Below are 20,091 nucleotides of genomic sequence, written 5' to 3' on the forward strand. Positions count from 1 at the left end.
GGACTGCAATTACATCGGCTATCTTTGCCGAGAAAGAAAGCGGGTGGCAACCAAGTGGAAGTACTGCGAATTTCGCCGCGGGGATATTGTTACGGAGTTGTGGATGCGATGGTGTTGGCGCGCCAGGCGGCACGCAATCTGGACCTACCACGGCCTATTTATATATTGGGTATGATTGTGCATAACCAACATGTGACGGACTCTTTTGAAGATGAGGGTATTATTACACTGGACGGACCGAATCGGATTGATATTTTGAGCCAGGTAGAGAGTGGAACAGTGATCTTTACGGCCCATGGTGTATCTCCGGAAGTGCGCAAGATGGCACGTGATAAAGGTCTGACTACAGTGGATGCAACATGTCCGGATGTAACCAAGACCCATGACCTGATTCGGGAGAAGACGGCTGAAGGATATGACATTATCTATATTGGGAAAAAGAATCATCCAGAGCCTGAAGGTGCGGTTGGTGTTGCGCCCAATCATGTTCACTTGATCGAGAAGGAAGAGGAGATTGACGGACTGAGCGTCCCTCCCGGGAAAATCCTTATTACGAATCAGACAACGATGAGCCAATGGGACATTAAACACATTATGAGCCGTCTTCTGGAGAAGTATCCGGGCGCTGAAATTCATAATGAGATATGCTTGGCTACACAAGTCCGCCAGGAAGCTGTTGCTGAACAGGCAGGGCAGGCAGATCTGGTCATCGTTGTAGGTGATCCTCGCAGTAATAACTCTAACCGGCTTGCACAAGTATCGGAGGAAATTGCGGGTGTAACGGCATATCGTGTCTCAGATGTGGCTGAGATTCAACAGGAATGGCTCAAAGGTGTGAACAAGGTGGCGGTTACTTCAGGCGCTTCTACGCCAACACCGATCACGAAGGAAGTTATCCTGTATCTGGAGCAGTATGAACATGACAAGCCGGAAACATGGGAAATCAAGCGTACGGTGAATATGAGCAAGCTATTACCTCCTGTAAGGGAAAAGACGCGCACGACGTAAACGAACATTTTTTATCAGAATCTTGCAGTACAGAGCCGGAATCCGGTGACTGACTGCAGGGTTCTTTTTTTTGAGGGGATAAGAGTTGGCTTGACTGAAAAGGGTGAATATGTTATATTTACTTTAGTGGATAAAAGCTTAAAAGCGAACAAGCGTTTAAGTGGAGAAGAGTTTTCTGATTAAATCAGACGCGCTAAAGACGCTCTCATACAAGGAAGGATGGGATTTATAATGATCGTTATTGCAGGTAAAGCTACTCCGGAGGAACATATTCAGGATATCGTTGCTACAATTGAAAAGGAAGGACTTCAGGTCCATATCTCGCGTGGAGAGGACCGCACCATCATTGGCCTTATTGGTAAGGTAGAGCCGAAAATGGCTGAGCATCTCCGCCAAATGAAAGGTGTGGAGAATGTCGTCAAGATTTCGAAGTCCTACAAATTGGCAAGTCGTGACTTCCATCCTCAAGATACCGTGATCTCCATCAAAGGTGTAGATATTGGCGGGAAAGAGCTCGTCGTTATGGGCGGACCTTGTGCGGTTGAATCAGCTGCACAGATTGATGAGATTGCCGGACTGGTTAAAGCTGCCGGTGGGCAGGTGCTGCGCGGTGGTGCATTTAAGCCACGCACAGGTCCGTACAGCTTCCAGGGTACGGGTGTTGAAGGTCTGATTATGATGGCAGAGGCAGGCAAGAAACACGACCTGTTGACCATTACAGAAGTCATGACGCCTGAATATGTGGATATTTGTGCTGAGTACGCAGACATTCTGCAAGTAGGTACACGTAACATGCAGAACTTCGATTTGCTGCGCAAATTGGGTGAGTGTGGCAAACCGGTATTGCTGAAACGTGGCTTTAGTGCAACTTATGATGAGCTATTGAATGCCGCTGAATACATTCTTGCGGGTGGTAACCCAAATGTAATGTTGTGTGAGCGTGGTATTCGTACATTCGAATCCTACACACGCAACACGCTCGACCTGTCTGCAATCCCTGTCCTGCAGTCTCTCAGCCATCTGCCAGTCATTTCGGACCCAAGCCATGGTACTGGCCGCCGTGAACTGGTTGAACCGATGACGAAGGCTTCTGTTGCTGCTGGTGCAAACGGCCTAATTATCGAAATGCATACGGACCCGGATAACTCCATGACGGGTGACGGTGTGCAGTCTCTATTCCCTGACCAATTTGCCAACCTGCTTCAGGATCTGGAGAAATTGGCGCCAATCGTGGGTAAATCGTTCAACACAGCCAAACAACCGGCAGAATTCTTCCCGGCTCGAGTGGGCGTATAACTGATCTTCATCGTATAGGTAATATATATCATCCGGGCATCTGTTCTGGCTCCAATCAATAAGAATGGGGCTAGGACAAAATGTCCGGTTTTTATGTTATTTGGGGCTTTGAATGCTTTTATTAATCATAGGTGATAAGAAACATTTATGATGTAATGTTATTTCCATAATTTAGGCTAAATATAGACCTGCTTTACCGCATTAAATCAGTTAAATATAGTATGCTTACGTTGTTAAGTGAAATGAGTAGGTTTATAAAATGTGAGCATATCTTACATAGCTTCAAAAAATACCTTACATAAGTATTGACGGTGTCACATTTGAGATTTTATAATGACGACAGAAAAAAATTCGAATATGGACATTTTCTTAGCGGGGTTGTTTAATGTTCGGAATATTTGGGAGGACGAATACATGTCGGTTGAAAACGTATTGAAATCAATTCAAGAGAACAACATCGAGTGGGTAGATTTTCGTTTTGTAGATTTATCCGGTCGTGCGCACCACATCTCGTTACCAGCTTCGGCAGTTGACGCAGACACTTTTGTAAATGGAGTAGCCTTTGATGGTTCTTCTATTCAAGGTTTCCGCGGAATTGAAGAGTCCGATATGGTTATGATTCCAGATCCTGAAGCGACTTATGTCGATCCGTTCACAGCACACCCTACATTGAATGTTATGTGTGATATCTTCACTCCGGATGGCGAGCGTTATGAGCGTGACCCACGCGGTATCGCAGTCAAAGCGGAAGAGTTCCTGAAAGAAAGCGGAGTAGGTACAGCAGCATTCTTCGCACCTGAATCCGAATTCTTCATCTTCGACGATGTACGTTATGAGAGCGGCACGAACAGTTCTTCCTATTTCGTAGATTCCGAAGAAGCTTCATGGAACACAAACCGTAAGGAAGATGGCGGTAACCTGGGCTTCAAAGTTCGCACTAAAGGCGGGTATGTTCCTGTAGCTCCAGTGGATACACAACAAGATATTCGTAGTGAAATGTGTCGCATTTTGGAAGAAGCGGGTCTCTCGATCGAGCGTCACCACCACGAAGTGGCAACAGCAGGCCAAGCCGAAATCAACTTCCGTTTTGATACGTTGAAGAAAACAGCAGATAACCTGCTTGTATACAAATACATCGTGCATAACACTGCACGTCAATATGGTAAAGTAGCAACATTTATGCCAAAACCACTGTTTGGTGACAATGGTAGCGGAATGCACGTTCACCAATCCATCTTCGAAGGCGATTCCCCGTTGTTCTATGACAAAGCGGGATATGCGAACCTGAGCGAAATGGCTTTGCACTACATCGGTGGAATTTTGTACCACGCACCAGCTCTGATTGCTTTGACTAATCCAAGTACGAACTCATTCAAACGTCTCGTTCCTGGTTATGAAGCACCGGTTAACCTGGTATACTCCAAAGGTAACCGTTCAGCAGCAGTACGTATTCCAGTTGCAGCTGTGACACCGAAAGGTTGTCGTATCGAGTTCCGTACACCGGACTCCACAGCTAACCCTTATCTAGCGTTCTCCGCAATGCTGATGGCGGGTCTGGATGGTATCAAACGCAAAATTAACCCAACTGAGCTTGGATATGGTCCGCTCGACAAAAACATCTATGATTTGTCTGATGCAGACAAAGAAAATATCCGCAGCGTGCCAGCTTCCCTGGAAGAGGCACTTGATGCTCTGGCAGCGGACAACGAATTCTTGACTGCAGGCGGCGTATTCACAAAAGATTTCATCGAAAACTATATCAACCTCAAACGTGATGAAGCGAAAGCAGTAGCAATCCGTATTCATCCGCATGAGTACAGCCTCTACTTCGACTGCTAATCCGGTCGGAACAGAAACTGTTCCCAATGTAAAGCCTCCGGGACTCGCTCTCGGAGGCTTTTCCTTGAATTAAACGATGTAGTGCATTAACTTTGCAGGGTGATAAAGGAATTTGATAACCCTGAATCGCAGCTTCGGTGCTTATTGCCCTTGAAGCAGATAGGGAATACTGATATCATAGCGATAATATTCACTTCATATGTCAGCTACGGATGGAAAGGGCGGGGGATTTTGTGACAAAGAGAGCGTATAATTTTAATGCAGGACCTGCGGCATTGCCACTTGAGGTTCTGGAGCGTGCTCAGGCAGAATTTGTTGATTTTCGTAACACAGGTATGTCGATTATGGAGATGTCTCACCGTGGAGCGGTGTATGAGTCTGTACATAATGAAGCTCAGGAGCGTTTGTTGTCTCTGCTAGGCAATCCCAAAGGATACAAGGTTCTCTTCCTCCAAGGCGGAGCCAGCACTCAGTTCGCCATGCTGCCGATGAACCTGCTCAAGGAAGGGCAGACAGCCAGTTATGTCATGACAGGCAGCTGGGCCAAGAAGGCACTGTCTGAGGCGAAACTGATTGGGGAGACGCAGGTCGCTGCATCTTCTGAAGCGGATAAATACATGAAATTGCCGGATGTGTCGAATCTTAGCTTACTGGATCGCACAGCTTATGTTCATTTGACGTCTAACGAAACGATTGAGGGAACACAATTCAAGTCATTCCCGGATACCGGTTCAGTTCCGCTTATTGCCGACATGTCGAGTGACATCTTCTGCAAACCGTTTGATCTTAATCAATTTGGCATGATCTATGCAGGTGCACAGAAGAACCTTGGCCCATCAGGGATTACGGTTGTTATTGCCCGTGAAGAACTGGTGAGTGAATCTCCTAAAACGATTCCGACCATGCTTCGTTATAGTACACATGTGGATAATAATTCTCTCTATAATACACCACCGTCCTTCTCCGTATACATGGTGAATGAGGTTCTGAAGTGGATCGAGGAACAAGGCGGATTGGCTGGAATTGAGCAGAAGAACATGAAGAAAGCAGAATTGCTCTATAATACCATCGATTCCTCCGGAGATTTCTACCGTGGTTGTGTGGATCCTGCAGATCGTTCCCTGATGAATGTGACCTTCCGCCTGGCTAACGAGGATCTGGAGAAACAGTTTATCAAGGCTTCGGAGCAAGAAGGTTTTGTTGGTCTGAAAGGGCATCGGAGTGTGGGTGGCCTGCGAGCTTCCATTTATAATGCTGCGCCATATGAAAGTGTTAAGGCACTTACGGACTTCATGAGCCACTTCCAGAAGACAAATGGATAAATAACCTGGCAGCGAGTTGTGAATTCAAGCATTCACACTTGCGCCTTACCAGAGCCTTCCACATTGACGTGTGGAGGGCTTTTCTTTAAGATTAGAGAATTGTCGTTTACATGAAAGGAAAAGGAGATTGAACACATATGGCTTTACATATCGTTCTGGTTGAACCGGAGATTCCGGCAAATACGGGCAATATTTCTCGTACATGTGCGGCTACCGGCACACATCTGCATCTCGTGCGTCCACTTGGATTCCGTACGGATGACGCTACACTAAAACGCGCTGGTCTGGATTATTGGCATGCCGTTCATATCGAATATCATGATTCGTTTGCCGAGGTTCAGGAACAGTATCCTGAAGGGCGTTTTTTCTACGCAACTACGAAGGCAAAAAATCGTTATAGCGATTTTAATTTTCAGGATGGAGATTTTCTGGTGTTCGGTAAGGAGACAAAAGGTCTTCCACCAGAATTAATTGCTGCTAATCCGGATACTTGTATGAAAATGCCAATGACAGGTGATGTTAGATCATTGAATTTGTCAAACTCAGCAGCAATCATTGTGTATGAGGCATTGCGTCAACTTAATTTTCCGGGTCTTGATTAAACCGATTCACGTATAATTGACGGTTAGAATTCGCTAAAAAAACATTTTTCAAAAAAAAGGACAAAAAATGTTTATTTCCAGCAGGATTCGACAAAATCTTGGCGAATTAATAAACATAGTACAAATGTACCTAGAAATTTAGAGTAAGATAGGAGAGGTGTGCCGTAGCTATGAAGCCAGCTGGAGTCGTTCGCAAAGTTGACCAATTGGGTAGGATCGTATTGCCTAAATCTTTGCGTAAAAGGTATCAAATGAATGAGGGAGATCCTGTAGAGATCTTAGTACAAGGGGACCATATCATTCTGGAGAGATACCGTCCAAAATGTATTTTCTGCGGATCGATGGAAGAAGTCAATGAATTCAAAGAGCGTTACATATGCGCACAATGTTTAGATGAAATGACCCAGCTTCCACAGCACGGGTAAGCAAATAAAAAGTATCATGACCTCTGAAGGTCATGATACTTTTTTTGTGTGGAAAAAAGTATTCCCATCTACTTCTATCTTGCAGGATCAAGTGAACGGGATTCAGCTGTTCGTGTCATACTCCATTACCCAATATTTTTCTCCAGAACAGGCAATATATCCGACCATACATTGTCAAGAATGGCTTGCATATTTTGTTCATCACTATTGATGGCGACGACGGACTCCAGCTCGGGTAGAACAACGCATAGTTGACCATTGGCTCCATCAGCACGGTAAGCGTTATGGGAACATCTCCAGAATTGATATCCATAACCTTGTCCCCAATCACCGTCTCCCGGTGTAGGGATCTGCTGTGACGTGGCCAATCGGATCCATTCCTCAGGAATGAGCTGCTTGCCGTTCCAGTGGCCTCCCTGAAGCAACAATTGACCGAATCTGCCTAATTCCTCGTTGGTGAGCTGTAAGCCCGCGCATCCCAATGTAATGCCCAAGGGAGAAGTCTCCCACTCTACATTTGTAATGCCCAGTGGCTCGAATAGCCGAGGAATCAGATAGTCCTTAACGGTTTGACCAGAGGCGTGCTGGAACATGGCGGAGATCATAAACGTATCTGCACTGCTATATGTAAACGTTTCACCAGGAGCTCTGTTCAAAGGAAGGGACATATAATATTTCGCCCAATCTTTCTCTGGAAGGGTGGCTCGCTCTTCTGCCCATAACACGGGTACATCATGCCCCGAGGACATCTGCAGCAAATCATACAGGGTGAGGTCCGCAGGAGGGAAGGCTGTTAAATGAGAAGCTGGAGTTGGTGATGTGAAATAGTCACCGAGTCTGGATTCAAGTGTAAGTGTGCCTTCAGCCAATGCCAACCCAATCGCCATACAGGTAAAGGATTTGCTGACGGAATGCTGTAAACGGCGCATATCACTGGTGCGATCCCACGCTCCGATTGTAACCCCTTTCTGCAATACACGAACAGAATGAACGTTTAACTCCTGCTCATCTATATGATGAACAAAAGAATTAATAATACTCGACATCTTAACATCCTTTCTAAAAAAGAAGAATTTTTGCTGTTGGTGAAACGTTTCCGCAATCTGGATCAAAAATTAGAACTTATGTTAGTACAAACTTGGTTCAATGTCAATGAAGATGTGTAAACGATTACTTAAAGGATATTGTTTTACATTAAAAGTGCCTTTTGACGCAAATTTTATCACGAAAAATCAGTTTTTTGAGAAAAAAGCGCGAAATTTGTAAAAAGGTTATTGACAGGGTTTGCACTTCGGGATTATGATTTATTCGAAACGATTCGAAGAAATCGCTTCCACGTAAAAAGTGTTGTAATCAAGTCCAAGTAAATCAACGTTGGCTATGTTTTGAAACGATTCGAGAAAATCGTTTCGATAACCAAGCGAAATACGGGGGAATCACTGGAAGTTGCAACAAAAAGGCAGAGAAATAGAAGTTTACAGACAGCAGCCGACGATGAAAGGGGTTACATATGGCGCATATAACGATCGAAACCGGATCGCCTACGTTATGCATGAATACAAGCATACATGTAGTGTCCAGTGACTCCGGAGACACTTCAGGCGGTACGCTATATTTGCTGCATGGTGCAGGTGATAATGCAAGTACATGGCAACGTTTGACTACAATTGAAATGTACGCAGAGCAATATGGCTGTACCATCATTATGCCAGAAGCGAACCGAAGCTATTACACCGATATGGAATACGGCCTGAATTACTTCCATTACATCACTCAGGAGCTGCCTGAATTCTGCAGGCGTCAGCTCAATCTCAATACAGACCCGGCAAAGACTTACGTCGCTGGTCTATCCATGGGTGGGTACGGTGCATTGAAATGTGCACTAACATATCCCGAGAGGTACCGCAAGGTGGTGTCCTTATCAGGTGTAACTGATATTCAGACCCGGCTTCATGATCCGGAAATGCCATCAGGCATGATCAAGGAAATGAAAGCGGTTTTTGGAGAACGGTTACAGGTAAAACCCGATCAGGACCTGTACGCACTGTCTGCAAAGCTGTTGAAGCAAGGTGGAAATTTACCGGATATTCTGAGTTGTTGTGGTGACATTGATCCGTTTGTGGATATGAATCGCAAATTCGCGGAATACATGCAGGAAACGTATTTTGAGTTTCGGTATGTGGAGACACCGGGCACCCATGAATGGAGATTCTGGGAGCACCACCTGCGAACCATGTTTGATTTTCTGTATAACGACAAGACCAAAGTAGAGTGAGGAGATGCAATTTGAAACCTGCAGCCGAAGGACCTAGCAAAAAGCTGAAGGGAAACTTGAAAGGCAATTCGCTCTGGAGTGAAATCTGGAAGCACAGAATGACGTACACCCTGCTTATTCCAGGGCTCGTCTGGCTAATCCTGTTTGCCTACATGCCAATGGGTGGCCTGTCTCTTGCGTTTAAAGAATACAAGGCGAACCTGGGAATTTGGGGAAGCCCATGGAGCGGATTTGAAAATTTCAAATACGTTTTCCGGGATCCAACCTTTATTGACGCAGTATGGCGGACGCTGTACATCAACATTCTAAAACTGATTATTCAGTTCCCGTTCCCAATCATTCTGGCCCTGTTGCTGAATGAGTTGCGGATGCGCAGAGGGAAAAAGTGGTTCCAGACAGTTCTTACGTTCCCTCACTTCCTTTCATGGATCATCGTATCCGGGGTAGTCATCAACGTCCTGGCTTATGACGGACTGGTAAACAGCGCACTTGGTTTGCTTGGATTGCCAACCATTAACTTCCTGGGTTCCGAGTCCAACTTTGTACCGATGCTGCTGTTGACGGATATTTGGAAATCAAGCGGATGGGGTGCGATTATCTTCCTGGCTGCCATTTCCGGTATTGATCAGGATCAGTATGAATCGGCGCAGATTGACGGCGCTTCCCGTATGCAGCAGATGTTCCGGATTACATTGCCAAACATTCTTCCAACAATTACTGTCATGTTCATTCTGTCGGTTGGTGGATTGATGTCTTCCGGTTTCGACCAGATCTTCAACTTGGCGAATGCCGCAACCAAAAATGTATCGGAAGTATTGGATGTATACATCTATCGGATTACGTTCCAGTCTTCAACGGACTTCTCATTCTCGACAGCGGTCAGCTTGTTCCGTTCCCTCGTGAATATGGTCTTGCTGCTTCTCGCAGACAGATTTGCCAAGTGGCTTGGCGGAGACGGTTTGTTCCGATAAGAGAGGAGGAAAAATGAAATGAGCAAGAGAGCTAACAAAAAACCGAGAATTGGTACAGAAAAAATGACATTTCTCGATTACATTATTTTCGCCATTTTACTTGTGCTTGCCCTGATGATTCTGATTCCGTTCTGGAATGTCATCATGATCTCGTTCGCAACACAAAAAGAATACGCTGATAATCCATTTTTGATGTTCCCTAAAGAATGGACATTGGATTCCTATAAGGCGTTGTTCGCTGACGGAACGATCCTGTCGGGGTACAAAAATACAATTATTTTGCTAGTCATCGGCTTGCCACTCAGCTTGTTCCTGACAACAAGCATGGCATATGGCCTTAGTCGCAACAAATTTCCGTTCAAGAAATTTCTCTTTTTCCTGGTCCTGTTCACCATGATCTTCAATGGTGGTATTGTACCTCTGTACCTGATCATGAAATCACTTCACCTTACAGGTACGCTGTGGTCTGTTATCCTGGCGGGAAGCTTCAGTGCATTCAACATGATTCTGATGATGAACTACTTCTATACCTTGCCTGAATCGCTGATGGAATCGGCGAGACTGGATGGAGCAGGGGAGTGGAGAATTCTGTTCTCGGTAGTTCTGCCACTAGCTACACCAATTATGGCTACAATCACGTTGTTCTACGGTGTGGCGTACTGGAACAGTTGGTATGATGCGATGATATTCCTGCGAAAAGCGGATCAGTTGCCGCTCCAGAATGTACTCAGAAACATTATCGTCACATCCCAGACGAACGCATCCAATGCATCCAGTGTGGATGCTGCCCAAGCAAGCAATTTCTCAATGGGTATGAAGATGGCGGCAGTATTTGTCACCATGGTACCAATTATGTGTTTCTTCCCAATGCTGCAAAAACACTTTGCCAAAGGGGTATTGACAGGGGCTATCAAGACCTGATTATACGTATAGGATTTTGCATTAAAATTCTACTAAAAAACATGGGGGTAAAACATGAAAACGAACAAAAAGTTGTCAGTAAGAGCTCTCTTTGCCATCACGCTTAGTGTAGTTATGCTGATGGTGACCGCTTGTTCCAGCCAAGGAGCTTCAGGTGGTAACGAAAAGGATGCAGAGGGAAATTACAAAGACAACCTGACCATCTCTGTAGCTAACCTGACAGAAATTAAAAACGGGAACTTGGATAATGATTTCCACAAGTTCTGGACAGACAAGTTCAATGTAACATGGGATTACAACTATATCGATTGGGATTCATGGGGCGAGAAGCTTCGTCTGTGGATCAACTCTGGCGATTTGCCGGATGTAGCAGTATGGAACTACGTGCATGGCGATGCCATGAACAGTATTGATCAAGGCCTGTTCTACAAATTCCCGGATGACTGGAAAGAACGCTGGCCTAACGTGGCAGCAGCCTACAAGTTGACCGGTCTTGGAGACAAGCTGGAAGAACTGACGGGTGGAACATACGTCCTGCCAAGACCAATCTATTTTGAGAACAAACCTGCTGATCCATTGACGAACCAAATTGGTGTCATTGCGCTTCGTAAAGACTGGGCTGAAGCGGTTGGTTTCGAACTGAAAGATGCATATACAACAACTGAATTGAATGAATACGCTGAGCTTGTGAAAGAAAAAGATCCAGGCAAAGTGGGCAACAAACTTGTACCTCTGTCCTACAATGCGGCAGATGCCATGACGAATATCATTATGCCGAACAGTGTGCATGCCATGACTGACTCTCCGTTCTATAAAGGAGAAGATGGCCAGTTCCACTGGGGTCCAGCAGATCCTGAAACTCTGACAGGACTTAAATTGATGCAAAAAGCCTACAAAGATGGCTTGCTCAATCCTGAGTTCTACACATGGAAAAACAATGAAGGTCAAAACAACTTCAAAGTAACAGGTACAGCTGCAGTAACAAGTCTGGGCGGACTAGCTTCGTACAGACAAGGTCTGGATTCCGATATGAGAAAGAATCTGGGTGTAGATAGTGATGAACTGGTACACACAGCAATCGTATTGGGCGAAGACGGGAAATACCGTAACATGGAGCAAGCCAACTTCTGGTCTGCATTGATCTTCAATCCGGACATTAGTGACGAGAAATTCGAACGGATCATGGATCTAATCGACTACTCGACTACCAAAGAAGGACAACTGCTCATCAACATGGGCTTCGAAGGAACAGATTGGAAATATGATGAAAACAACGAACTGGTTAGCTTGCTGCCAGAAGGAACTGTTCTGGAAGACAAATACCCAGCACGTTTCGAAGGCCTGTATCTTCTGGGTGACGACTTTAGTGTTGTAAACCCTGCAATTAAAAAGGATTACCGTGATAGAGCTGTGAAGCTGTTCGAGGAAAAAGCAAAACTCGGTACAGAAGGCCAATCACTCGCAACATACGACTGGGATGTCAACCTGTACGATTCCAAAGCTAAAAGTCAGGCATCATTCGACTACCAGAATGAATATGCCAACTTGATCCTCAAAAATGGAGATCTTGAAGCGAACTGGAAAGAATGGGTAAACAGTAAAATGTCCCTGGTTCAACCTTATCTGGATGAACTGAACAAAGAATTCAAGTAATCATTCAGTAATTAGCAAGATGGGATATGACACGTGTGTTCTGTCTGTCCCATCCATTCGAACCCGGTGCGCGGTCTCTCCCCGAACGCAGCCGGGTTCTTTATTTCAACAACATGTAGTGGAGGATAATGTCTATGAATAACGAACAGTTGCTAGACCTTGTAAACCAAATGACCCTGGAAGAAAAAACGGCCCAGCTGCTTCAGCTGACCGCTAACTTTTATGAAGGAACCAATGTCGAAGGTCAGATCACAGGTCCAATGGAAGAGATGGGAATCACGGAGCAGTCCGTGGATGCCAGTGGCTCCATTCTGGGATTGTCCGGTGCACAGGCCATCATTGATGTACAGCAAGCTTACCTGAAAAAAAGTCGTCTCGGCATACCGCTCTTGTTCATGGCAGACGTCGTACATGGTTTTAAAACCATTTTCCCCATCCCGCTAGCCATCGGCTGTTCATGGGACACCGAACTGGCTGAGAAAAGTGCTGAGATTGCAGCACGTGAATCCGCTGTATCTGGCCTCCATGTCACTTTTGCACCGATGGTCGATCTCGTTCGTGATCCGCGCTGGGGCCGGGTGATGGAAACGACAGGCGAAGATCCTTATTTGAACAGTCTGTTCTCTGCGGCATTTGTACGTGGATATCAGGGAGACAGTTTGAAGGATGAGCCTGATCGTCTGGCTGCTTGTGTTAAACACTTTGCAGCATATGGGGCAGCAGAAGGTGGTCGTGATTACAACACGGTCGACATGTCTGAGCGGAATTTGCGCGAGTACTATTTACCGGCTTACAAGGCGGCACTGGATGCAGGCGTCGAAATGGTTATGGCTTCGTTCAATACGGTAGAGGGCATTCCAGCGAGCGGAAATGAGAAGCTGATGCGTGATATTTTACGTGACGAGTGGGGCTTTGATGGTGTATTGATCTCGGACTGGGCTTCCATTCGCGAGATGATCGCTCATGGCGCAGCTGAAGATGATCGTGAAGCCGCGTATCGCGCCATTCGTGCAGGAGTGGACATCGAGATGATGACACCTTGTTATGTTCATCATCTGCCTGAGTTGATCAAAAATGGAGAAGTGGAAGAAAAGCTCATTGATGAAGCGGTACTGCGTATTCTGCAACTGAAAGAAAAGCTGGGATTGTTCGAAAATCCACTGCGTGCAGCTGATCCGGAACGTGAGCGCGAGATTGTCTTCTCGAAAGAACATCGTCAGGTATCGTACGAGCTTGCAACCAAATCGGCAGTATTGTTGAAAAATGATAATCACGTTCTTCCGTTGAAGCCGGAAGCCAACGTAGCGTTAATTGGACCTTTTGCTCAAAGTGAAGACATTCTCGGATGGTGGTCCTGTGAAGGCGTCAAAGAGGATGCCGTTAAGCTCGGAACTGCTTTGCAGGAACGTATTACTGCCGGGAAAGTTCATATGGCTCAAGGCAGCAACGTTCACACCATTACTGCTGAACAGATTGCTGAAGCTCTTGAAGTAGCAAGTAAAGCCGATCTGATCGTGCTTGCACTTGGAGAAGATTCCGAAATGAGTGGTGAAGGTGGATCGCGTACAGATATTCGTTTGCCAGCAGCTCAACTGGAATTGATTAAACAGCTCAAAGCAGCGGGTAAACCGATCGCCAGCGTTATTTTCAACGGTCGTCCGCTGGACCTGCATGGTGTATTCGAAGAATCCGATGCTGTGCTTGAAGCGTGGTTCCCGGGCAGCGAAGGTGGAGCAGCCATCGCCGATGTATTGACAGGTGTGGTGAATCCATCAGCGCGTCTGACGATGTCCTTCCCGCAATCTGTAGGTCAGATACCGGTATATTACAATCATTTTAATACAGGACGTCCGCTCAATCCGCAAAAGACCGAAGAGCGTTATGTTTCAAAATATATTGATAGTCCGAATGATCCGCTGCTTCCGTTTGGCTTCGGCTTGTCATACACCTCGTTTGAGTATGATGACATGGAAGTATCAAGCCATGAAATGACTGCTGATCAACCTCTGACGATCCAAGTGCGTGTAACCAATGCAGGCGAGCGTGCTGGCGTGGAGACGGTTCAGTTGTACGTACGTGATGTCACTGGTGAAGTTGTGCGTCCAATGCGTGAGCTGAAAGGGTATGTTAAGCTGTCACTCGCACCGGGCGAAAGTGGTACGGCTACATTTACATTAAACGAAGAACAGCTTCGCTATCATCATTCTGATTTGAGTCATCGCAGTGATAAAGGAACATTCCACATTTTCGTAGGGCCGAATAGCCGCGATACATTGGAAAGTACATTCAAGCTGGTGTAATTGGATACAGCTCATATCGATAAATGAACTCAGCATACAAATGCATCGAATCTGCACTGCCTTGTTCTCTTCTGCTCAGCAGCAGGGAACAAGGCACGTTAGGAGGATATAAATAGATATATGAAAACCATGAATAAATCTCAAATCAACGTAAAATCCGGCGAGCTGTGCTTTACGTTCTGGGAGAGCGGTGATTTGTTCAAGGCAGTTAGTGGAACAACGATGATTAATCAGTGGCTGGCTAGTCCGGTGGATGGTTCCATGAACAATCTGTACTTGCGTTTTCACAGTGAATCCGGTATCCGTTTTGTTCCAATGCTTGGCCTTCAATCCGACAGTCAGGTGAGCGCCGACGGCAGTTGTATGGTATGGACAGGTACCGCTGAGGGCGTAGGCTATCAGGTTATTTTTGCTCCAACAGCACAAGGTGTATGGTTCTGGGATGTAACCGTAAACGGTAATGGAGAAGAGGTCGACGTGGTCTATGGCCAGGATATCGGTAATGCGGATCCGGGTGCGGTACGCAGCAATGAGGCTTACTTGTCGCAATACATTGACCATGCCGTGTTTGATGATGCGAAGCTTGGATATATCGTAGCTTCACGGCAGAATCAGCCACAGGGCGGTGCTTTTCCTTATCTTCAACAAGGTTCATTAACCCGTGCAGTAGGTTATTCCACAGATGGATTTCAGTTCTTTGGCTTGAGTTACAAGGAAACGAATGTCCCTGAAAGTCTGGGTAATCCGACACTTGCGAATGAAGTGTACCAGTATGAATTTGCATATACAGCCCTGCAATCCGAAAAAGTGGTGTTGAGTGGCGAAGCTCGCTTTGTATTCTACGGACTCTTCCAGGCCAACCACGCTGAAGCGTTGAAGGAGCTTGAATACCAGGATGTTGTCCAACAGGCTTGGGACGAGTATGAAGCGAAGCGTCAAGTGAATGCAAGCACAGGACAGGCTGTATCCAACGTATTTCCAAAAGTATCTCTCCATCCGGTAGTGGGTGAACCCTTGTCTACTTTATCGATGACCGAAGAAGAAGTGAATTCCCGCTTCCCGGCTTCGAAGAGACATCAGGAAGAGCGCGCGGATGGTGAGTTGCTGGCGTTCTTTACAGATACGTATGAACATATTGTTCTCAAGGAAAAGGAAATGCGCGTGGAGCGTCCACATGGACACATTCTGATGAGTGGCAACAATGTGAAGCTGGGGCAGAACGTAATCACTACGTCTTCCTATATGTATGGTATTTTCAATTCTCACGTGGTTGTGGGTAATACGAACTTCAATAAAATGATGAGCAATGCACGTAGTGCACTCAACATACCGAAATCATCCGGTCAGCGAATCTACGTCGAGGTTGATGGAATCTTCCACCTGCTCACGATGCCCTCCTTGTTCGAAATGGGCTTCAACTATGTTCGCTGGTATTACAAAACAGCTGAGGATACGCTGATCATCACGAATTATACAACTTTGGATACGCCTGAAGTACATCTTCATGTGAAGTCGGAAAAAGGAATAGCTTATCGCTACCTGATTACCAATCAGATCACGATGAATGTGAATGAATATGAACTGCCTGTTCATGTTACCGAGCAGAATGGTGAACTGAGCTTCAAGGCAGATCACAGCTCCCTCAGTGCCGAAGTATATCCGAATCTGGAGTACCGCATGCGGGTAAGCGGAGCAGGAGTAGAGGTTGGCGATGAGACTGAACTGGCCCGTGGAGTAAACGCAGGCGACGCATCACTGACGACTTTACGGCTGGACAGCAGCGCTGAATGGACATTGACCATTCAAGGTTTGTTGGAAGGTGGACAGACTGCATCATCGACACGCAGCTTCGAAGAGGAAGTGGCAGCTTATCGTACTTTCTATGCAGAAGTGATGAATGGGTTCCATTTATCACAGCCTCAGAAGCAAGGAGTAGACGAGCTGTTCAAAGTGAATGCTCTTGCATGGTGGTACACCCACAATATGCTGGTGCATTACTCTGTTCCACATGGATTGGAGCAATATGGCGGGGCAGCATGGGGAACACGGGATGTTTGTCAGGGACCGGTCGAATACTTTATGGCTACACAAAAGTATGAGCAGGTCCGCGATATTCTGAAGACGGTCTACTCGCATCAGTATGAGGATGATGGCAACTGGCCTCAATGGTTCATGTTCGATCGTTATTTCAAGGTTCAGCAGGAAGAAAGCCATGGTGACATTATTGTCTGGCCTCTTAAAGTGCTAAGTGATTATCTGATTGCTACCAAGGATTATTCGATTCTGAATGAAGAAGTACCTTATACCGTAAAACATGGTTTTGACTTTACCGATCAGACAGCCAGCGTGCTTGAACATGCCCAGAAAGAACTGGAGTATATCCGCAGCCATTTCCTGCATGATACATTTCTCTCCTCATACGGAGATGGTGACTGGGATGATACATTACAGCCTGCCAATGCCCAGTTGAAGCAATATATGGTCAGCAGCTGGACTGTGGCGCTCACCTATCAAACGTTGAAGCAGCTTTCCAGAGCGCTTGCGCCTGTGAAACCAGAGCTTTCATCCAAATTGAGTGACATGGCTGCCGGCGTGAAAAGGGACTTCAGCAAGTACATGCTGGATACCGATGTGATTCCAGGCTTTGTATATATGGAAGATCCAGCACAAGCGAAACGCATGCTTCATCCGGATGACAGCGAGACAGGCATTCAGTACCGATTGCTGCCCATGACACGCAGCATGATTGCCGAATTGCTGGAGCCTGAGCAAGCCCAATCCCACTATAAACTGATCAAGGACAAGCTGTACTGCCCGGATGGCGTCAGATTGATGAATCGTCCAGCACAGTATGAGGGCGGCGTAAGCACCCATTTCAAACGTGCAGAGCAGGCATCCAATTTCGGGCGTGAAGTGGGTCTGCAATACGTTCATGCACACATCCGCTATATTGAGGCCATGGCGAAGCTTGGCAATCCGAGTGAAGTCTGGAATGGTCTGGGCATTATCAATCCAGTGGGTATTCAGGAAGCTGTTCCTAACGCAGATCTGCGTCAAAGCAATGCCTACTTTAGTAGCTCTGACGGCAAATTCAACAACCGATATGCAGCTCAGGAGCAATTCGACAAGCTTCGCACCGGAGAAGTGCAGGTGAAGGGCGGCTGGAGGATCTACTCCAGTGGACCGGGAATCTATATGAATCAGCTCATTTCGAACGCCCTGGGCATTCGTCAGGAGGAAGAAGATCTGGTTCTTGACCCTGTGCTGCCTGTTAGTTTGGATGGAATGCATTTTGATTTCCAATTTGCCGGTAAAAAAGTAACCTTCGTCTATTATCTCAGTGGACAGTCCGTGCAACGTATTGTGCTGAATGGCATAGAACTGGATGCGACAAGGTTGCAACAACCTTATCGTCTTGGCGGATTGCGTATTTCACGCACGGCTCTTGAACAGAGCCTAGGCGAGAAAAACGTGATTGAGATTTATAGTTAATCGTGTAAACGTTAGTTCATTTTAACGATTATAAATATTTAAGATGTCAGGTCCTTCGATTTCGGAGGGCCTGATGGACATAACAGGGGAGCGAAGAATGTGGTCAGTATCAAGGATATCGCCAAACAGGCGGGAGTTTCGATCTCTACCGTATCATATGCTCTGAATGGCAGCAACAAAGTGACAGATGAGACCCGTTCCAAAATTTTGGCTATCGCCAAAGAGCTGAACTATGTTCCCAATGCTGCTGCCAGAACATTGAAGAAGAGAGAATCCAAAATTTTGGGTGTATTTCTGACGGATTTTAGCGGGGACGTATATGGAGACTTGCTCAGTGGTATGAAGTCTGTATGTAATGCGCAAGGGTACGACCTGATTGTGTGCAGCGGGAAACAATCTCATCGAATGCTTCCGGAGCGTATGATTGATGGTGCTGTCATTCTGGATCATACATTTGCGAGCAAGGAACTGTTGCAATATGCAGACAGAGGACACAAAATTGTCGTTCTTGACCGAGAACTGGATCACCCGAATATTAATCAGGTTCTGCTGGATAACAAGGCAGGAGCAACCCTTGCGATGGAGCATTTGATTGAACAAGGACATACGAAGATCTATGTCGTGACAGGTCCGGAAGGATCATTTGACTCGGCTCAGCGGTTGAAGGCTGTGAGGCAGGTATCGGAGCGGGAAGCGAATGTGGAATGGATTGAGATCACCGGAGATTTCGAGAAGAGTGGCGGAGAGCGGGCAGCTGAACGTATCATTCAGGAGTATAGCCAACCGGTTGGGGTGTTTTGTCTCAATGACGAGATGGCGATTGGGATGTGTGATCGACTCGCTGAGAGTGAGTTAAACATTGGTCGAGATATTGATATTATCGGATTTGATAATATTGAACTTAGCAAATATGTGCAGCCAAGACTGGTCACCATTGATTATTCCAAACGAAAATGGGGTGCACTGGCCGCCGAACAATTAATCAAGATTATTGCCGGAGATCCTGTCGATCATGAACGCATCTACGTGACATTGGTGGAGGGCGGCTCGGTAAACAGCCAGGTTCAGTCAGATTATCATGGACATACCCAGAGTGAAAAGGCGGTTAGCTATTGACGAAGCTACCCCTTCTTCATTTCATGGATGATGTGTTAAACGACGACTGTACAGCAAGAGACAAGGCTTAGAAGAATTACATATTCTTTTAAGCCTTGTCTCTTGTTTGGATTGTTTTTTTAATTATTGTTTTTTTATTTAATTTTTGGTTCATTCCAAGTAAAAAAAACCTCTCACGAGGAGAGGCTTGGCCCTTAAAGGCCCTTGGTTTTGTCATTGTTGTAGGATGAAGTGAGAATGCCTGTAATGAAGAGAGTCAATACGATAGCAATAATCCAAAATGTCAGTGAAAATGACATACACTTGGCACCTCCTGCACAATCTCATTTACTTCTATTATAACCATTATAGGAAGAAAAGGAATGCTTCACACCATCATTTGTAAAATAAAAAGTGAGTAGGTACTGGTCTGAGGCTCCCATCCGAAGGATTATTCACAACCCGGTTGTTCACGATGAGAGAGGACGATCCGCCACCATCCAGATTATAGGCGTCCACGATGCCAAGCTTGTACATCCGTCCTTGCAGCTCTTCCAAGGTAGCTCCCGAGCTGCCACCTTCGTTGTACCCGTCAACCACGATAATCAACAATTGATCGTCTTTGTAGTTACCGATTACGGTGCGTGGAGCCCGCTTGGGTGATACTTTCCATTTGGCCGGAATTACAGACTTTTGTCCATTCTGCAAGAGCACGGGTACAAATGTGGCTCCGAATTGCGGTTGTAGGCGATCCAGGGAACTTTTGTCGAAAAATTTACCGCCAACCAGCTTACCGGCATCATTAAGACCTACAAAAAACAGATCCTTAAAGCTGGCTTGAAAACCATTCACATACTTGCCGTCCATAACGGTTGTGCTCAGCGGATATCGT

15 protein-coding genes are annotated in these 20,091 nt (G+C 46.0%); 13 read left to right on the forward strand and 2 right to left on the reverse strand.

The window, feature by feature from the left end; all coding sequences use genetic code 11:
• Positions 1 to 54: 54 nt before the first annotated feature.
• The 6 genes from AMS66_RS09080 to AMS66_RS09105 all read left to right on the forward strand — a co-directional run bounded on the left by AMS66_RS09080 (position 55) and on the right by AMS66_RS09105 (position 6,492).
• Positions 55 to 1,008, forward strand: a complete 954-nt coding sequence (locus tag AMS66_RS09080) for a 4-hydroxy-3-methylbut-2-enyl diphosphate reductase (RefSeq protein ID WP_053780479.1) — start codon at positions 55 to 57, stop codon at positions 1,006 to 1,008.
• Positions 1,009 to 1,239: 231 nt separating this feature from the next.
• Complete coding sequence (gene aroF, locus AMS66_RS09085; protein ID WP_053780480.1) at positions 1,240 to 2,304, forward strand: 3-deoxy-7-phosphoheptulonate synthase; 1,065 nt, start codon at positions 1,240 to 1,242, stop codon at positions 2,302 to 2,304.
• A 414-nt stretch (positions 2,305 to 2,718) separates the two neighbouring features.
• On the forward strand, positions 2,719 to 4,143 hold the full coding sequence (glnA, locus tag AMS66_RS09090) for a type I glutamate--ammonia ligase (RefSeq protein WP_053780481.1): 1,425 nt from the start codon (positions 2,719 to 2,721) through the stop codon (positions 4,141 to 4,143).
• A gap of 233 nt (positions 4,144 to 4,376) precedes the next feature.
• Complete coding sequence (serC, locus tag AMS66_RS09095; protein WP_053780482.1) at positions 4,377 to 5,465, forward strand: 3-phosphoserine/phosphohydroxythreonine transaminase; 1,089 nt, start codon at positions 4,377 to 4,379, stop codon at positions 5,463 to 5,465.
• A gap of 137 nt (positions 5,466 to 5,602) precedes the next feature.
• Complete coding sequence (gene trmL, locus AMS66_RS09100; protein WP_053780483.1) at positions 5,603 to 6,067, forward strand: tRNA (uridine(34)/cytosine(34)/5-carboxymethylaminomethyluridine(34)-2'-O)-methyltransferase TrmL; 465 nt, start codon at positions 5,603 to 5,605, stop codon at positions 6,065 to 6,067.
• 170 nt (positions 6,068 to 6,237) lie between these two features.
• Positions 6,238 to 6,492, forward strand: a complete 255-nt coding sequence (locus tag AMS66_RS09105) for an AbrB/MazE/SpoVT family DNA-binding domain-containing protein (RefSeq protein ID WP_024629045.1) — start codon at positions 6,238 to 6,240, stop codon at positions 6,490 to 6,492.
• 125 nt (positions 6,493 to 6,617) lie between these two features.
• Here the strand turns inward: AMS66_RS09105 and AMS66_RS09110 are convergent, their stop codons facing one another.
• Positions 6,618 to 7,538 (reverse strand): serine hydrolase domain-containing protein, encoded by a 921-nt coding sequence (locus tag AMS66_RS09110; protein WP_053780484.1) that lies wholly within the window; start codon positions 7,536 to 7,538, stop codon positions 6,618 to 6,620.
• Between the two features lie 464 nt (positions 7,539 to 8,002).
• Between AMS66_RS09110 and AMS66_RS09115 the strand changes: the two genes are divergently transcribed.
• From AMS66_RS09115 to AMS66_RS09145, 7 genes are all read left to right on the forward strand, one after another.
• On the forward strand, positions 8,003 to 8,767 hold the full coding sequence (locus AMS66_RS09115) for an alpha/beta hydrolase (protein ID WP_053780485.1): 765 nt from the start codon (positions 8,003 to 8,005) through the stop codon (positions 8,765 to 8,767).
• Positions 8,768 to 8,778: 11 nt separating this feature from the next.
• Positions 8,779 to 9,738 carry an ABC transporter permease gene (locus AMS66_RS09120; protein WP_053780486.1) on the forward strand — a complete coding sequence of 320 codons (960 nt, stop codon included), beginning with the start codon at positions 8,779 to 8,781 and terminating at the stop codon, positions 9,736 to 9,738.
• 18 nt (positions 9,739 to 9,756) lie between these two features.
• Complete coding sequence (locus tag AMS66_RS09125; RefSeq protein WP_024629050.1) at positions 9,757 to 10,659, forward strand: carbohydrate ABC transporter permease; 903 nt, start codon at positions 9,757 to 9,759, stop codon at positions 10,657 to 10,659.
• A 54-nt stretch (positions 10,660 to 10,713) separates the two neighbouring features.
• Complete coding sequence (locus AMS66_RS09130) at positions 10,714 to 12,312, forward strand: type 2 periplasmic-binding domain-containing protein (RefSeq protein ID WP_053780487.1); 1,599 nt, start codon at positions 10,714 to 10,716, stop codon at positions 12,310 to 12,312.
• Positions 12,313 to 12,446: 134 nt separating this feature from the next.
• Positions 12,447 to 14,612 (forward strand): beta-glucosidase BglX, encoded by a 2,166-nt coding sequence (gene bglX, locus AMS66_RS09135; protein WP_053780488.1) that lies wholly within the window; start codon positions 12,447 to 12,449, stop codon positions 14,610 to 14,612.
• 120 nt (positions 14,613 to 14,732) lie between these two features.
• Positions 14,733 to 18,104, forward strand: a complete 3,372-nt coding sequence (locus AMS66_RS09140) for a GH36-type glycosyl hydrolase domain-containing protein (RefSeq protein WP_053780489.1) — start codon at positions 14,733 to 14,735, stop codon at positions 18,102 to 18,104.
• A 99-nt stretch (positions 18,105 to 18,203) separates the two neighbouring features.
• Positions 18,204 to 19,220 (forward strand): LacI family DNA-binding transcriptional regulator, encoded by a 1,017-nt coding sequence (locus AMS66_RS09145; RefSeq protein ID WP_053780490.1) that lies wholly within the window; start codon positions 18,204 to 18,206, stop codon positions 19,218 to 19,220.
• A gap of 375 nt (positions 19,221 to 19,595) precedes the next feature.
• On the opposite strand, the gene AMS66_RS31675 is transcribed toward AMS66_RS09145, so the two are convergent.
• The coding region (locus AMS66_RS31675; RefSeq protein ID WP_144424456.1) for a phosphodiester glycosidase family protein at positions 19,596 to 20,091 on the reverse strand (496 nt) is incomplete at its 5' end.

Origin of the sequence: Paenibacillus xylanivorans, assembly GCF_001280595.1 — a bacterium.
In the GTDB taxonomy this organism is placed as follows: Bacteria; Bacillota; Bacilli; order Paenibacillales; family Paenibacillaceae; genus Paenibacillus; species Paenibacillus xylanivorans.

Bases quoted from the DNA above. Each gene is read 5' to 3' on its own strand.
- aroF (WP_053780480.1), top strand. From the start codon at position 1,240: ATGATCGTTATTGCAGGTAAAGCTACTCCGGAGGAACATATTCAGGAT.
- glnA (WP_053780481.1), top strand. From the start codon at position 2,719: ATGTCGGTTGAAAACGTATTGAAATCAATTCAAGAGAACAACATCGAG.
- trmL (WP_053780483.1), top strand. From the start codon at position 5,603: ATGGCTTTACATATCGTTCTGGTTGAACCGGAGATTCCGGCAAATACG.
- AMS66_RS09105 (WP_024629045.1), top strand. From the start codon at position 6,238: ATGAAGCCAGCTGGAGTCGTTCGCAAAGTTGACCAATTGGGTAGGATC.
- AMS66_RS09110 (WP_053780484.1), bottom strand. From the start codon at position 7,538: ATGTCGAGTATTATTAATTCTTTTGTTCATCATATAGATGAGCAGGAG.
- AMS66_RS09115 (WP_053780485.1), top strand. From the start codon at position 8,003: ATGGCGCATATAACGATCGAAACCGGATCGCCTACGTTATGCATGAAT.
- AMS66_RS09125 (WP_024629050.1), top strand. From the start codon at position 9,757: ATGAGCAAGAGAGCTAACAAAAAACCGAGAATTGGTACAGAAAAAATG.
- AMS66_RS09130 (WP_053780487.1), top strand. From the start codon at position 10,714: ATGAAAACGAACAAAAAGTTGTCAGTAAGAGCTCTCTTTGCCATCACG.
- bglX (WP_053780488.1), top strand. From the start codon at position 12,447: ATGAATAACGAACAGTTGCTAGACCTTGTAAACCAAATGACCCTGGAA.
- AMS66_RS09140 (WP_053780489.1), top strand. From the start codon at position 14,733: ATGAAAACCATGAATAAATCTCAAATCAACGTAAAATCCGGCGAGCTG.